Origin of the sequence: Paraburkholderia lebeckiae, from assembly GCF_014201005.1 — a bacterium.
Taxonomy (GTDB): domain Bacteria; phylum Pseudomonadota; class Gammaproteobacteria; order Burkholderiales; family Burkholderiaceae; genus Paraburkholderia; species Paraburkholderia tuberum.
Genome location: NZ_JACHDK010000006.1, coordinates 114,773 through 129,167, shown reverse-complemented (window position 1 = coordinate 129,167; position 14,395 = coordinate 114,773). Strand labels below are relative to the sequence as shown.

The following is a 14,395-nucleotide window of genomic DNA, read 5'->3' as shown; positions in this document are numbered from 1 at the left end:
CGCCGATGATAGCGGCCGGCGGCGCGTCTGTCGCGCGGGCCGGCTGCGGTTGACGCTCAGGCGAGCGGTGCGCGCGCGGGATCGAACAGCGGCCGTACGTGGCGATACAGCGCGCGATACGCTTCGAGTCGCGTGCGCAATTGCGCGTGGCGGCGCGGATTCGGCGTGAACTCCTTTTCGACGGGCGGCTTGGTCAGCACGGTGGCCGGCTCGCCACCGGCGGCGAGCCAGCCGAGACGCGCCGCGCCGAGCGCCGCGCCGGTTTCGCCGCCGCCGTGCTTGACGGTGACGGTGTCGAGCGCATCGGCGAGCAACTGGGCCCAGTAGTCGCTGCGTGCACCGCCGCCGAGCAGCGACAACACCTTCGCCTCGGTGCCGGCCGCGCGCAGCGCGTCGAGGCCGTCGGTCAGCGCGAGCGTCACGCCTTCGAGCACCGCGTAGCCGAGCAGCGCGCGGTCGGTTGCGTGAGTCATGCCGAAGAATACGCCTTGCGCATAGGGGTCGTTGTGCGGCGTGCGCTCGCCCGACAGATACGGCAAAAAGAGCGGCGCGGTGGTCAAGGCCTCGGCGGGCAACGCCTCGATTTCGGCGAGCAGCGTCGGCTCGTCGGTCGACGTCAGCTTGCAGACCCAGCGCAAACAGCTCGCCGCCGACAGCACCACGCTCATCTGATGCCAGCGGTCCGGGATCGCGTGACAGAACGCATGCACGGCGGAGGCCGGGTTCGGGCGGAAGCTGTCGCCGACCACGCACAGCACGCCCGACGTACCCAACGACACGAAGCCGTCGCCCGGTTGCGTCGCGCCGATGCCGATCGCGCTGGTCGCGTTGTCGCCGCCGCCGGCCGCGACGATCACGTCGTCGCGCAGGCCGAATTCGCGCGCGAGTTCCGCCAGCAGCGTGCCGGCCGGCGCGCTGCCTTCGCGCAGCGCCGGCATCTGCGCGCGCGTCATGTTGCAGGCAGCGAGCAGCGAATCGGACCAATCGCGTTTCGCGACGTCGAGCCACAACGTGCCGGCCGCGTCCGATGGATCGGACACCTTGCCGCCCGTGAGTTGCAGGCGCAGATAGTCTTTCGGCAGCAGCACGCAGGCAGTCCTCGCGAAAATCTCCGGCTCGTGACGCGCGACCCACAGCAGCTTCGGCGCCGTGAAACCGGGCATCGCCAGATTGCCGGCGACGCTGTGCAGATCCGGCGCGCGCTCGGTCAACTCCGCGCACTCCTTGTCGCTGCGCATGTCATTCCACAGGATCGCGGGCCGCAGCACGCGGTTTTCCGCGTCGAGCAGCACCGCGCCGTGCATCTGCCCCGACAGGCCGATGCCGCGAATCTGCGCGAATTCGTCGGGATGACGCGCGCGCAACGCGGCGAGCGCCGTGCGCGTGCCGGCCCACCAGTCTTCGGGATTCTGCTCGGCCCAGCGCTGGTGCGGACGCGAAACGGTGAACGGCGAGCCTGCGGTGCCGATCACGCGGCCGTCGGAGGCGAGCAGCAGAACTTTCACTTCGGACGTGCCGAGGTCGATGCCTAGGTACATGGGAGCGAAACCTTCGTCGTTGGGGATGCGCTACTTTAGCGGTTCATCGCGCGCGCTGTCATGCGCATTAAGCCTGGCTAGTCGCGCCGCGTTTGGCGAGCCATGCGTCGACCCGCGCGAGCGCGCCCGCGAGCGCCGCTTCGAGCTCGGGCGTCTGCGCCATGCCGCCCCACAGCAGCCGGTCGGCCGCGAATGCGCGCAGCGGATCGGGGGCCGTGAAAAAGGCGTGCGCGACGCGCTCGTCCATCACGCCGTCCTGATACGCGTAGGGCAGCTTGCCCGTGTGCCAGCGTTCCAGAAAGCGGAAGAACAACGCGGGCAGCATAGAGGTCGCCGCCGGCGTGACGCCGCGCTCGAAGCATTCGGCGAGTGTCGGCGCGATGAAGCCGGGTAACTTCGAGAAGCCGTCGGCGGCGACGCGCTGGTTCGTGTCGAGGATATGCGGGTTGCTGAAGCGCTCGAGCACGACGTCGCGATAGCGTTCGAGATCGAGCGGACTCGGTGTCAGACACGGGATCACGTCCTCGGTCACGTAGTCGTACGCGAACTGGCGGATGTCAGCGTCGAGCGTGCCTTCGTGAATGTAGTTCAGGCCGACCAGCGTGCCCGCCCACGCGATGCAGCTATGCGTCGCGTTGAGAATGCGGATCTTCGCTTCCTCGTACGGCAGCACTGAATCGACGAGTTCCGCGCCGACCTTCTCCCAGGTCGGCCGTCCCGCGATGAAGCGGTCTTCGATCACCCACTGGATGAACGCCTCGCCCATCACCGGACTCGCATCGTCGACGCCGGTCGCGGCCTTCACGCGCTCGCGCACGTCGGGCGTCGGACGCGGCGTGATGCGATCGACCATCGAACACGGGCATGACGTGTTGTCGTCGAACCATTGCGCGAGTTCGTTCGCGCCGCGTCGTTCGAGAAACTCGCTCATGCCCGCATGAAAACGCTCGCCGTTGCTGCGCAGGTTGTCGCAGGTCTGCAGCGTGACGGGTCCCGCGCCGCGCTTCGCGCGCGCGTCGAGAATCGCCGCGAGCGCGCCGTAGATCGTCGTGTGCCCACCGGCGAGGTCGGCGGCGAGATCGGCATTCGCGGTGTCGAGCCGGTCGTGTTCGTCGAGGTAATAGCCGCCTTCGGTCACCGTGAACGCGATGATCTTGCAAGCCGGATCGGCGCCCGCTTCGATCAGTCCGTCGAGGCTTTCGCTCCACGGCAGCACGCGCTCGATCGAGCGAATCGTCTCGTAGGCGCGCTCGCCTTGCGGCGTGACGGTTTCGAGCGTGTAGACGCCGTTCTGCGCGGCGAGCGCTTCGAGCACCGGGTTCATGTCGCTGCGAATGTTGCCGACGGTGAGCGACCAGCGCGGCTCGCCGGCCGTGCCCGCTTCGTTCAGCCGGTGCAGATACCACGCCTGATGCGCGCGATGAAACGATCCCGCGCCGATGTGCAGGATCACGTGTGCGGCCGCGCCGCTGCCTTGCCCGCTGTTCATGTTGTGTCTCCAAAAACTTGTCCGCGGCGCTCGCGGCGCGCGTTCTGTGCGTGCAGAGCATTTGCTCTGTATGTGAGCGAATGATCGTACCCGGAGAAACGAAAGTCAAGGCAAGGGGCGGGCTTTTGATGGCGCAGCGCGGCATGGGCGATGCGCCGGCGGCAGCGACGAGCGTTCGAGGCGACAAAACAAATCGCGGTACTCATATTGCATTGCATCAAATTTGACCGCGCGCGCGTCGGGAGTAACCCGAATACAAAAAAGTATCGGTTCGCGGTTTCTTTTAAAGTGGTTGCCAACGCGTTTGGCGGTTACTTTTCGCTTTACAAGATCAAGATCGGCGGCGCCTCCCGCACGCCGCTTCATGGAGGCAGACAGTGCAACCTGATCTCGAAATCGTGGCCGTACGCCACGACGAATCGTTCAAAGTATGGTCGCATGGCTATCCGTATCGCACGGTGCGCTGGCACTTTCATCCGGAGTACGAGATCCATCTGATCGTCGCGACGACCGGCAAGATGTTCGTCGGCGATCACATCGGCAGCTTCGCGCCCGGCAACCTCGTGCTGATGGGGCCGAACCTGCCGCACAACTGGGTCAGCGACGTGCCCGAAGGCGAGAGCGTCGCGCAGCGCAATCTGGTCGTGCAATTCGGCCAGGAGTTCGTATCGAACTGTCTCGAGAGTTTTCCGGAATGGCGTCAGGTCGAGGCGCTGCTCGCCGATGCGCGTCGCGGCCTGTCGTTCGGTCTGGAGACATCCGCGCAGATCAAGCCGCTCTTTCTCGAACTGCTCGCGGCGCGTGGGCTGCGCCGGCTCGTGCTGTTCATGTCGATGCTGGAGATCCTGATCAACGCGCCGGATCGCGACACGCTCGCGAGTCCCGCTTATCAAGCCGATCCGACCAGTTTCGCGGCGACCCGCATCAATCACGTGCTCGCGTATATCGGCAAGAACCTCGCGAACGAGTTGCGCGAGTCGGAGCTTGCGCAACTCGCCGGCCAGAGCGTCAGCGCGTTTTCGCGATATTTCCGCCGCCATACCGGGCTGCCGTTCGTGCAGTACGTGAACCGCATGCGCATCAATCTCGCGTGCCAGTTGCTGACCGATGGCGAACTGAGCGTGACCGACATCTGCTTCAAGGCGGGCTTCAACAACCTGTCGAATTTCAACCGGCAGTTTCTTGCGATGAAGGGCATGGCGCCGTCGACGTTTCGCCGTTATCAGCAACTGAACGATGCGAGCCGCGTTGCCTCCGAGCAAGCGGCCGCGCATGGCAGGGGCATCGACAACGCGCCGGCGATCGTGCTCGCGCCGGGCTTGCCGCGTAGCGGCGTCGCGTACCCGGTCACATAGTGGCCGCCCGGTAGTTCGCAGCTTTATTCCACTCGCGTTTCAACACGCATCGATCGCGCTGTGCGCCCACAGCGCGAGGGGGCGTGCTCACTTCAAAAAATGGAGACAACCATGAAGCCGTCTACTCTTTCGCTCAACCCTTCGATGATGTTCGCGCGCCGTGTCGCCTCGCTCGCGTTCGGTTTGTCGCTAGTCGCCATGTCGGCCGCGCAGACCGCGCAGGCCGCGCCGCTGAAAATCGGCATGACGTTCCAGGAACTGAACAACCCGTACTTCGTGACGATGCAGAAAGCGCTGAACGACGCGGCCGCGTCGACCGGCGCGACGGTCGTCGTCACCGACGCGCATCACGACGTCAGCAAGCAGGTCAGCGACGTCGAAGACATGCTGCAAAAGAAGATCGACATCCTGCTCGTCAATCCGACCGACTCGACCGGCATCCAGTCGGCGGTCACGTCGGCGAAGAAGGCGGGCGTCGTCGTGGTCGCGGTCGATGCGAACGCGAACGGTCCGGTCGATTCGTTCGTCGGCTCGAAGAACTACGACGCGGGCGTGATGGCGTGCGACTACCTCGCGAAGTCGATCGGCGGCAGCGGCGAAGTGGCGATTCTCGACGGCATTCCGGTCGTGCCGATTCTCGAACGCGTGCGCGGCTGCAAAGCGGCGCTCGCGAAGTCGCCGGGCGTGAAGCTCGTCGATACGCAGAACGGCAAGCAGGAACGCGCGACCGCGTTGTCCGTCACCGAGAACATGATTCAGGCGCACCCGAACCTGAAGGGCGTGTTCAGCGTGAACGACGGCGGCTCGATGGGCGCACTGTCGGCGATCGAATCGTCGGGCAAGGACATCAAGCTGACGAGCGTCGACGGCGCACCGGAAGCGATCGCCGCGATCCAGAAGCCGAATTCGAAATTCGTCGAGACGTCCGCGCAATTCCCGGCCGACCAGGTGCGCATCGCGCTCGGCATCGCGCTCGCGAAGAAGTGGGGCGCCAATGTGCCGAAAGCGATTCCGGTCGACGTGAAGATGATCGACAAGAGCAACGCCAGGGGCTTCAGCTGGTAACGCAAGCGCAGGCTGCCGCGCGTGCGGATCATGCGCGGCGGCGCGCGGCACAGGAACATGCGATGGACACGATTCTGAAGCTCGACAACATCAGCAAGAGCTTTCCCGGCGTGAAGGCGCTGCAAGGCATTCACCTCGAGATCGCGCGCGGCGAGATTCACGCGCTGCTCGGCGAGAACGGCGCGGGCAAGTCGACGCTGATGAAGATTCTGTGCGGCATCTACCAGCCGGACGAAGGCACGATCACGCTCGACGGCGAGCAACGCCACTTCGCGAACTATCACGACGCGGTGGCCGCGGGCGTCGGTATCGTGTTTCAGGAGTTCAGCCTGATTCCGTATCTGAACGCGGTGGAGAACATGTTTCTCGGCCGTGAATTGCGCAACCGCTTCGGTCTGCTCGAACGCGGCAGCATGCGGCGCGCGGCGGCGCGGATTTTTGAGCGGCTTGGCGTAGCGATCGATCTGTCGGTGCCGATCCGGGAACTGTCGGTAGCGCAGCAGCAGTTCGTCGAAATCGGCAAGGCGTTGTCGCTCGATGCGCGCGTGCTGATTCTCGACGAACCGACCGCGACGCTGACGCCCGCCGAGGCCGCGCATCTGTTCACGATCATGCGCGAGCTGAAGCAGCAGGGCGTTGCGATGATCTTCATCTCCCACCACCTCGAAGAGATTTTCGAGGTGTGCGACCGCATCACGGTACTGCGTGACGGCCAGTACGTCGGCATGACCGAGGTCGCGCAATCCGACGTGGGCCGGCTCGTGCAGATGATGGTGGGACGCCGCATCGAAAGCAGCTTTCCGCCGAAACCGACGCCGCGCGCCGACGCGAAGGTCGTGCTCGACGTCGTGCGCTTGCAGCTGTTCAAAGACAGCCCCGAGTTGAGCTTCACGCTGCGCGAGGGCGAGATTCTCGGCTTCGCGGGACTCGTCGGTTCGGGGCGCACCGAGACCGCGCTCGCGGTGATCGGCGCGGACCGTGCGTACGCGAAGGAAATTCGCGTCAACGGCGCGGCCGCGAAGCTCGCCGATCCGGCCGATGCGCTGCGCGCGGGCGTCGGCATTCTGCCCGAGAGCCGCAAGACCGAAGGGCTCGTTACCGAGTTCTCGATCAAGCAGAACATCTCGATCAACAACCTCGGCAAGTACCGGTCGCTACGTTTCTTCATCGACCAACGTAGCGAAGCGCGCGCGACCGCCGACATCATGAAGCGCGTCGGCGTGAAGGCCCCAACGATGCACACCGAAGTCGCGACGCTGTCGGGCGGCAATCAGCAGAAGGTCGTGATCGCGCGCTGGCTCAATCACCACACCAACATCCTGATCTTCGACGAACCGACACGCGGCATCGACGTCGGCGCGAAGGCCGAAATCTATCTGCTGATGCGCGAACTGACCGCGCGCGGCTACTCGATCATCATGATCTCGTCCGAGTTGCCGGAGATCGTCGGCATGTGCGACCGCGTCGCCGTATTCCGGCAGGGCCGCATCGAAGCGCTGCTCGAAGGCGACGCGATCGAATCGAACGCCGTGATGACCTATGCGACCGCCGGTTCGCTCGGAGCCTCTCATGAACATGCCTAATCCTTCCTCTTCGCCGAAAACATCGAGCGTCGGCAGCGATACGCCGGGCGCGCCGGTGCGTTTCACGTGGGCCGCGCTGAAACGCTCGACACTGTTCTATCCGTTCATCGGCCTGCTGGTCGTCTGCGTCGTGATGGTGTTCGCGAGCGACAGCTTTCTGTCGGCCGCGAACATCGAGAACGTGCTGCGCCAGGTGTCGATCAACGCGATCATCGCGGTCGGCATGACCTGCGTGATCCTGACGGGCGGCATCGATCTGTCGGTCGGCTCGGTGATGGCGCTCGCGGGCACGCTGTCGGCCGGGCTGATGGTCGCCGGCATGAATGCGGTGGCGGCGCTGGCGGTCGGCCTCGCGGTCGGTCTCGGCTTCGGCGCGGCCAACGGCTTTTTCGTCGCGTTCGCCGGCATGCCGCCGATCATCGTCACGCTCGCCACGATGGGTATCGCGCGCGGCCTCGCACTGATCTACACGGGCGGCTATCCGATCGACGGTCTGCCCGACTGGGTCAGCTTCTTCGGCAGCGGCAAGATTCTCGGCGTCCAGGCACCGGTCGTGATCATGGCGGTGATCTATCTGATCGCGTGGGTGCTGCTCGAACGGATGCCGTTTGGCCGCTATGTGTATGCGATCGGCGGTAACGAGCAGGCGACGCGATTGTCCGGCGTGCGTGTGGCGCGCGTGAAGCTGATCGTCTACACGATCGCGGGTTTGACGTCCGCGTTCGCCGCGATCGTGCTGACCGCGCGCCTGATGAGCGGCCAGCCGAACGCGGGCGTCGGTTTCGAACTCGACGCGATCGCCGCCGTCGTGATGGGCGGCACTTCGATCTCCGGTGGGCGCGGCTCGATCATCGGCACGCTGATCGGCGCGCTGTTACTCGGCGTCCTGAACAACGGCCTGAACATGGTCGGCGTGAATCCGTACGTGCAGAACGTGATCAAGGGCGGAATCATTCTGCTCGCGATCTATATCAGCCGCGACCGCAGAAAGTAACGCTGTCTTCCCCACATCCCTCTTTTCGCAGGACCATGCAATGACTCAATCCGACAAGCAGAGCATGACGGCAATCGTCTGCCATGCGCCGAAAGACTATCGCGTCGAACAGGTACAAAAGCCGCGCGCCCGCGCGCGTGAACTCGTGATCCGCATCGCCGCGTGCGGTATCTGCGCGAGCGACTGCAAATGCCATTCGGGCGCGAAGATGTTCTGGGGCGGCCCAAGCCCTTGGGTCAAGGCGCCGGTGATTCCGGGCCACGAGTTCTTCGGCTATGTCGAGGAACTGGGCGAGGGTGCGGCCGAGCATTTCGGCGTGCAGAAGGGCGAGCGCGTGATCGCCGAGCAGATCGTACCGTGCGGCAAGTGCCGCTATTGCAAATCCGGCCAGTACTGGATGTGCGAAGTGCACAACATCTTCGGCTTTCAGCGCGAAGTCGCGGACGGTGGCATGGCCGAGTACATGCGCATTCCGCCGACCGCGATCGTCCACAAGATCCCGGACGGCATCTCGCTCGAAGACGCCGCGATCATCGAGCCGCTCGCGTGCGCGATTCATACGGTCAATCGCGGCGATCTGCAACTCGACGACGTGGTCGTGATCGCGGGCGCGGGGCCGCTCGGTCTGATGATGACGCAGGTCGCGCATCTGAAGACGCCGAAGCAGCTCGTCGTGATCGATCTCGTCGAGGAACGGCTCGCACTCGCGCGCGAATATGGCGCGGACGTGACGATCAATCCTCAGAAGGACGACGCGCTCGCGATCATCCATTCACTGACGGACGGCTACGGCTGCGACGTCTATATTGAAACGACGGGTGCGCCGATCGGCGTGAACCAGGGCATGGACCTGATCCGCAAGCTCGGGCGCTTCGTCGAATTCTCGGTGTTCGGCGCGGATACGACGCTCGACTGGTCGGTGATCGGCGATCGCAAGGAACTCGACGTGCGCGGCGCGCATCTTGGGCCCTATTGCTATCCGATCGCAATCGATCTGCTCGCGCGCGGACTCGTTACGTCGAAGGGCATCGTCACGCACGGCTTTTCGTTGGAAGAATGGGACGAAGCGATCAGGATCGCGAACTCGCTCGATTCGATCAAGGTGCTGATGAAGCCGCGCGCGTGAATCTGGTGCGCGGCGTTTCAACGGAGACTCTATGAACTACGTCATCGGCGTCGATATCGGCACGCAGAGCACGAAGGCGCTGCTGGTCGACGAGCACGGCGCGATCGTCGCGCAGCATGCGTCGAGCTATCAGCCCGAAACGCCGAAGCCATTCTGGGCCGAGCAGTGGCCCGTGGTGTGGCTGAAGGCGGTGGTCGAATGCGTGGCCGAGTGCGTCAGCGAGGCGAAGGCGGCCGGCATCGCGCCGGGCGCGATCAAGGCGCTGTGCGTGAGTAGCCTGTACGGCGGCTCGGGCATTCCGGTCGACAACGACATGCGGCCGCTCGCGCCCTGCCTGATCTGGATGGACCGGCGCGCGACCGCGCAGGTCGACTGGGTGCGCGAGAACATCGATCTTGAACGGCTCTATACGATCACCGGCAACGGAGTGGACAGCTACTACGGTTACACGAAGATGCTGTGGCTGCGCGAAAACGAGCCGGACGTGTGGGCGCATACGCGCTATTTCCTGCCGCCGAATACGTACGTGATCTATTTGCTGACCGGCGAGGTCGCCGTCGATCACAGCTCGGCCGGCAATATCGGCGGCGTCTACGATATCGCGCGGCGCGACTGGTCGGACGAAGCGCTCGACATGCTCGGCATTCCCGCGACGATGATGCCGGAGCGGCTCGTCGAATCGTCGGAGGTGGTGGGCGGGCTGTTGTCGCAATGGACCGCGCAGCTCGGGCTCGACGCGGGCACCGCGATCGTCGCGGGTGGCGTCGATGCGGCGATGGCGACGTTCGCGGCCGGCGTCACGCGCGCGGGGCAGCACGTCGCGATGATCGGCACCAGCATGTGCTGGGGTTACATCAATCAGCGTGTCGACGCACGGCACGGTTTGATCAGCATGCCGCACGTTTTCAACGGGCAGCACGACATCTACGTATTCGGCGGTGCGATTACCGCGGGCGCGTCGGTCACGTGGTATCTCGAGCAGTTTTGTCATGCGGAGATCGAGGCCGCGCGCGCGACACCGCATGGCGATCCCCATCGGCTACTCGAAGAGCGGGCCGCGCAAGTACCGGCCGGCGCCGACGGCGTGCTGTTCCTGCCGTATCTAATGGGCGAGCGCAGCCCGGTGTGGGATGCGAAGGCGAGCGGCGCGTTCGTCGGGCTGTCGCTGTTTCATACGCGCGCGCATCTGTATCGCGCCGTGCTCGAAGGCGTGTCGTTCGCGCTGAAGCACAACATCGAGGCGGGGCGCAAAGGCGCGCGATCGCTCGACGACAAGCTGATCGTGGTCGGCGGCGCCACGCATTCGGACCTGTGGATGCAGATCATCGCCGACGTCACCGGCTATCCGGTCTGCACGATCGAGCAGGACGTCGAAGCCGCGATGGGCGCCGCGCTGCTCGCCGCGCTCGGCGTCGGCCTCGTGTCGCGCGAAGCGGCGCAAGGCGGCTGGGTCACGCTGATCGAGCGCGCGCAGCCCGACGCACGGCGCATGGCGCTATACAAAGAGCGCTTCGGCGTGTACACGGACCTCTATCCGGCGTTGAAGCCGGTCATGCATCGCTTGCAATCGTCATGAACGCTACTTTCGATTTTTCCGGCCGCTCGATTCTGGTGACGGGCGCCTCCAGCGGCATCGGGCGCGCGACGGTCGAGGCGCTGTGCGCGAGCGGCGCGTCGGTCGTCGCGGCCGCGCGCAACGTGAACGAGCTCGCGCGGCTCGCCGAGGAAACCGGCTGCGAGCCGTTGAGGCTCGACATCAGCGACGAAGCCGCGATCGACGAAGCAATGGCCTCGCTCGAACCGTTCGACGGTCTGGTGAATTGCGCGGGCATCGCGTTGCTCGAACGAGCGGTGGAAACGACGGCCGCAAGCTTCGATCGCGTGATGGCGGTGAATGCGCGCGGGGCGGTGCTGGTCGCGAAGCATGTCGCGCGTGGCATGCTCGACGCGGAGCGCGCGGGCAGCATCGTCAACGTGTCGAGCCAGGCCGCGCTCGTCGCGCTCGACGATCATCTGAGCTATTCGGCGTCGAAGGCCGCGCTCGATGCAGTCACGCGCGCGTTGTGCATCGAGCTGGGGCCACACGGAATTCGCGTGAACAGCGTGAACCCGACGGTCACGCTGACGCCGATGGCGGTGCTGGCGTGGAGCGATCCCGCGAAACGCGATCCCGCGTTACAGGCGATTCCGCTCAGGCGCTTTGCCGAATCGGCGGAAGTCGCCGCGCCGATTCTGTTTCTGTTGAGCGACGCGGCGTCGATGATCAGCGGGGTGTGTTTGCCGATTGACGGTGGTTACACCGCACGCTAGAGGGTGTCAGGCACTGCCGGTTGCCGGGTGAAATGGAAGTACGCGGAGGCGCTACAGCATCGTCCGCACGTGCCAAAGCTCGGGAAACAGCACCACGTCGAGCATCTTGCGCAGATACGGCGCGCCGCTGGTACCGCCGGTGCCCTGCTTGAAGCCGATGATGCGCTCGACTGTCGTCACGTGGCGGAAGCGCCACTGGCGGAACGCATCCTCCAGATCGACGAGTTCCTCGGCCATCTCGTACAGCTCCCAATGCTCGGACGGATTGCGATACACCTCGAGCCACGCCGCTTCGACCGATGCATCATGTTCGGTCGGCTTCGTCCAGTCACGTTCGAGCCGCGCGGGCGAAATCCTGAAGCCGCGGCGCGCCAGCAGCCTCACCACTTCGTCGTAGAACGACGGCGCTTCGAGCGATGCCTTCACTTGCGCGTACACGTCGGCGCGATGCGCGTGCGGCTTCAGCATCTGCTCGTTCTTGTTGCCGAGCAGGAATTCGATCTGCCGGTACTGATACGACTGAAAGCCCGACGAACTGCCGAGGTACGGCCGCATCGCCGTGTATTCGGACGGCGTCATCGTCGCGAGCACGCTCCACGCCTGCACCAGCTGCTCCATGATTCGCGACACGCGCGCAAGCATCTTGAACGCGGGCGGCAGCTCGTCGCGATGCACGGCCGCGAGCGCCGCGCGCAGTTCGTACAGCGCGAGCTTCATCCATAGCTCGCTCGTCTGATGCTGGATGATGAACAGCATCTCGTTGTGATCCGGCGACAACGGATGCTGCGCGTCCAGCACCGTGCCGAGCGACAGATAATCGCCGTAGCTCATCGACTCCGAGAAGTCGAGCTGCGCGTCGTGCCAGCCGCTGTCGGCCGCGCTCGCGGACGGCGGCGAAGCCGTCCGTCCGTGCCCGAACGGGCAGCCTTGTGCCGCCGGTTCTTCTGGCAAGCCCGGCGTGTGCATGTGATCGGTCATTCTGTCGTCCTCAGGTAACGGCGCCGCGCTGGGCGAATTCAGGCGCCCGCCAGGCCTCGCGGGTGAGCACGTCGCGCAAGCTTTCGACGGCGTCCCATACGTCGACGAAGCGCGTGTACAGCGGCGTGAAGCCGAAGCGCAGCACGTGCGGCTCGCGATAGTCGCCGATCACGCCGTGCGCGATCAGCGCCTGCATCACCTCGTAGCCGTGCGGATGTTCGAAGCTCGCGTGCGAGCCGCGCTGCGCGTGCTCACGCGGCGTCACGAGCTTCAGTGGAAATTCGCCGCAACGTGTCTCGACGAGTTCGATGAACAGATCGGTCAGCGCGAGCGACTTCTGGCGGACCGCCTCCATGGTCGTTTGCAGGAACACGTCGAGCCCGCATTCGACGAGCGCCATGGACACCATCGGCTGCGTGCCGCACAGGTAGCGGCCCACGCCGTTGTCGGGCTGATACGTCGGGTTCATCTCGAACGGCGCGCGATGCCCCCACCAGCCCGACAGCGGCTGCGCAAACTCGTTCTGGTGACGCCTGGGCACCCACACGAACGCGGGCGAACCAGGACCGCCGTTCAGATACTTGTACGTGCAGCCGACCGCGTAGTCGGCACCGACGCCGTTCAGATTGACTGGCACCGCGCCCGCCGAATGCGCGAGATCCCACAGTGCGAGCGCGCCCCTGTCGTGAATCAGCTTCGTCAGCGCGGCCATGTCGTGCATATAGCCGGTGCGGTAGTTCACGTGCGTGATCATCGCGATCGCGGTGTCCTCGCCGATCGCGCTGGGCAGTTCAGACGGATCGTCGACGAGGCGCAGCTCGTAGCCGCGATCGAGCTGCTCGATCAGGCCCTGCGCGATGTACAGATCGCTCGGGAAGTTCGAGCGCTCGGACACGATCACGCGACGCTTCGGATCGCGCGCATTGGCGAGCCGCACGGCGGCCGACAGCAGCTTGAACAGGTTGATCGAGATCGTGTCGGTAATCACGACTTCGTCTTCGGCCGCGCCGATCAGCGGCGCGAGCTTGTTGCCGAGTCGGCGCGGCAGCGCGAACCAGCCGGCATTGTTCCAGCTGCGGATCAGTCCCTCGCCCCATTCGGCGGCGATCACGGTCTGCGCGCGCTGCGCGGCGGCGGCTGGCGGCACGCCGAGCGAATTGCCGTCGAGATAGATGGTCGTCGGCGACAGCGCGAACTGGTCACGCAGCGCTGCGAGCGGTTCGGCGCTGTCGAGCGCCACGGCTTCATCACGATGGTTCATGGTGGTTCGATGGGTTGGGTTGTCCGGTTGATCGCTCGTCGGGGAACGTGGCTGAGCGCGAGCCGGGCAGTGCACGCAGCACCGCGCGCACCGGGCTCGCGTCGAGCGTGGTCAGCTTCAGCGGCAGCGCGATCAGCTCGTAGTCGCCAGGTTCGACCGCGTCGAGCACGATGCCCTCGAGAATCGCCATCCGGTGAGCGCGAATGCGGTGATGCGCGTCCATCGTCTTCGATTCCTGCGGATCGAGCGACGGCGTGTCGATGCCGAGCAGCATCACGCCGCGCGCGGCGAGCAGGTCGACGGTCTCGGGCGCGACCGCGCAGAACGCACTATCCCACTCGCGCGTCGGCGCTTTTCTGTAAGTGCGCAGTAAGACTCGCGGCGGTAAATCGTCGAGCGAGCCGGCCAGATGTTGTGGCGTCACAACAGGCGACGCGCCGATACAGTCAATCACTCTGCATAAACCGAGATATGCGTCGAGCGGCACGTTGCCGATCGCGGCGCCGTCGACGTCGTAGTGCAGCGGCGCATCGGTATGCGCGCCGGTGTGCGGCGAGATCGTCAGACGCGCGACATTGACCGGCGAGCCAGCTTCCATGCGCCAGACGCGCTCGATGCCGACCGGCGTGTCGCCCGGCCAGACGGGCGTGGCGGTATCGACGGCGGGGGTGATGTCCCAGAGTGCTCGCATGACGG

General features: G+C 65.3%; 12 protein-coding genes. 7 read left to right on the top strand and 5 right to left on the bottom strand.

The features are described 5' to 3' along the window. Window positions 1-56 precede the first annotated feature (56 nt). Both xylB and dalD read right to left on the bottom strand, forming a co-directional pair. Window positions 57-1,538 (bottom strand): xylulokinase, encoded by a 1,482-nt coding sequence (gene xylB / locus HDG39_RS13725; protein WP_184006430.1) that lies wholly within the window; start codon window positions 1,536-1,538, stop codon window positions 57-59. 67 nt (window positions 1,539-1,605) lie between these two features. After that, entirely contained in the window at window positions 1,606-3,027 is a 1,422-nt protein-coding gene (gene dalD / locus HDG39_RS13720; RefSeq protein ID WP_184006429.1) for a D-arabinitol 4-dehydrogenase, read from the bottom strand. A gap of 377 nt (window positions 3,028-3,404) precedes the next feature. Here dalD and HDG39_RS13715 point away from each other — a divergent pair, with 377 nt between their 5' ends. The 7 genes from HDG39_RS13715 to HDG39_RS13685 all read left to right on the top strand — a co-directional run bounded on the left by HDG39_RS13715 (window position 3,405) and on the right by HDG39_RS13685 (window position 11,460). Beyond that, entirely contained in the window at window positions 3,405-4,382 is a 978-nt protein-coding gene (locus HDG39_RS13715; protein ID WP_184006428.1) for an AraC family transcriptional regulator, read from the top strand. A gap of 144 nt (window positions 4,383-4,526) precedes the next feature. Beyond that, a complete protein-coding gene (locus HDG39_RS13710) occupies window positions 4,527-5,447 on the top strand; it encodes a substrate-binding domain-containing protein (RefSeq protein ID WP_409259176.1) in 921 nt (306 codons plus the stop codon). A 62-nt stretch (window positions 5,448-5,509) separates the two neighbouring features. Next, window positions 5,510-7,030: a sugar ABC transporter ATP-binding protein gene (locus HDG39_RS13705; protein WP_184006426.1), complete on the top strand. Its 1,521-nt coding sequence runs from the start codon at window positions 5,510-5,512 to the stop codon at window positions 7,028-7,030. After that, complete coding sequence (locus tag HDG39_RS13700; RefSeq protein WP_184006425.1) at window positions 7,017-8,024, top strand: ABC transporter permease; 1,008 nt, start codon at window positions 7,017-7,019, stop codon at window positions 8,022-8,024. Before HDG39_RS13705 ends, HDG39_RS13700 begins: the two co-directional genes overlap by 14 nt. A 40-nt stretch (window positions 8,025-8,064) precedes the next feature. Then, window positions 8,065-9,150 carry an alcohol dehydrogenase catalytic domain-containing protein gene (locus tag HDG39_RS13695; RefSeq protein ID WP_184006424.1) on the top strand — a complete coding sequence of 362 codons (1,086 nt, stop codon included), beginning with the start codon at window positions 8,065-8,067 and terminating at the stop codon, window positions 9,148-9,150. 31 nt (window positions 9,151-9,181) lie between these two features. After that, window positions 9,182-10,726 carry an FGGY-family carbohydrate kinase gene (locus HDG39_RS13690; RefSeq protein WP_184006423.1) on the top strand — a complete coding sequence of 515 codons (1,545 nt, stop codon included), beginning with the start codon at window positions 9,182-9,184 and terminating at the stop codon, window positions 10,724-10,726. Then, window positions 10,723-11,460 (top strand): SDR family oxidoreductase, encoded by a 738-nt coding sequence (locus tag HDG39_RS13685; RefSeq protein WP_184006422.1) that lies wholly within the window; start codon window positions 10,723-10,725, stop codon window positions 11,458-11,460. The genes HDG39_RS13690 and HDG39_RS13685 overlap by 4 nt, the downstream gene beginning before the upstream one ends. Before the next feature lie 51 nt (window positions 11,461-11,511). Here HDG39_RS13685 and kynA read toward each other — a convergent pair whose 3' ends face one another. Genes kynA through kynB form a run of 3 tightly spaced genes read right to left on the bottom strand, consistent with a single transcriptional unit; the run spans window position 11,512 to window position 14,390 of the window. Beyond that, window positions 11,512-12,438 (bottom strand): tryptophan 2,3-dioxygenase, encoded by a 927-nt coding sequence (gene kynA, locus HDG39_RS13680; protein ID WP_184006421.1) that lies wholly within the window; start codon window positions 12,436-12,438, stop codon window positions 11,512-11,514. Window positions 12,439-12,448: 10 nt separating this feature from the next. Further along, window positions 12,449-13,699, bottom strand: coding sequence for a kynureninase (gene kynU / locus HDG39_RS13675; RefSeq protein WP_184006420.1), 1,251 nt, complete (start codon window positions 13,697-13,699; stop codon window positions 12,449-12,451). Continuing rightward, complete coding sequence (gene kynB / locus HDG39_RS13670) at window positions 13,686-14,390, bottom strand: arylformamidase (protein WP_184006419.1); 705 nt, start codon at window positions 14,388-14,390, stop codon at window positions 13,686-13,688. The genes kynU and kynB overlap by 14 nt, the downstream gene beginning before the upstream one ends. Window positions 14,391-14,395 lie beyond the last annotated feature (5 nt).

Bases quoted from the DNA above. Each gene is read 5' to 3' on its own strand.
- xylB (WP_184006430.1), bottom strand. From the start codon at position 1,538: ATGTACCTAGGCATCGACCTCGGCACGTCCGAAGTGAAAGTTCTGCTG.
- dalD (WP_184006429.1), bottom strand. From the start codon at position 3,027: ATGAACAGCGGGCAAGGCAGCGGCGCGGCCGCACACGTGATCCTGCAC.
- HDG39_RS13710 (WP_409259176.1), top strand. From the start codon at position 4,527: ATGATGTTCGCGCGCCGTGTCGCCTCGCTCGCGTTCGGTTTGTCGCTA.
- HDG39_RS13705 (WP_184006426.1), top strand. From the start codon at position 5,510: ATGGACACGATTCTGAAGCTCGACAACATCAGCAAGAGCTTTCCCGGC.
- HDG39_RS13700 (WP_184006425.1), top strand. From the start codon at position 7,017: ATGAACATGCCTAATCCTTCCTCTTCGCCGAAAACATCGAGCGTCGGC.
- HDG39_RS13695 (WP_184006424.1), top strand. From the start codon at position 8,065: ATGACTCAATCCGACAAGCAGAGCATGACGGCAATCGTCTGCCATGCG.
- HDG39_RS13690 (WP_184006423.1), top strand. From the start codon at position 9,182: ATGAACTACGTCATCGGCGTCGATATCGGCACGCAGAGCACGAAGGCG.
- HDG39_RS13685 (WP_184006422.1), top strand. From the start codon at position 10,723: ATGAACGCTACTTTCGATTTTTCCGGCCGCTCGATTCTGGTGACGGGC.
- kynA (WP_184006421.1), bottom strand. From the start codon at position 12,438: ATGACCGATCACATGCACACGCCGGGCTTGCCAGAAGAACCGGCGGCA.
- kynU (WP_184006420.1), bottom strand. From the start codon at position 13,699: ATGAACCATCGTGATGAAGCCGTGGCGCTCGACAGCGCCGAACCGCTC.
- kynB (WP_184006419.1), bottom strand. From the start codon at position 14,390: ATGCGAGCACTCTGGGACATCACCCCCGCCGTCGATACCGCCACGCCC.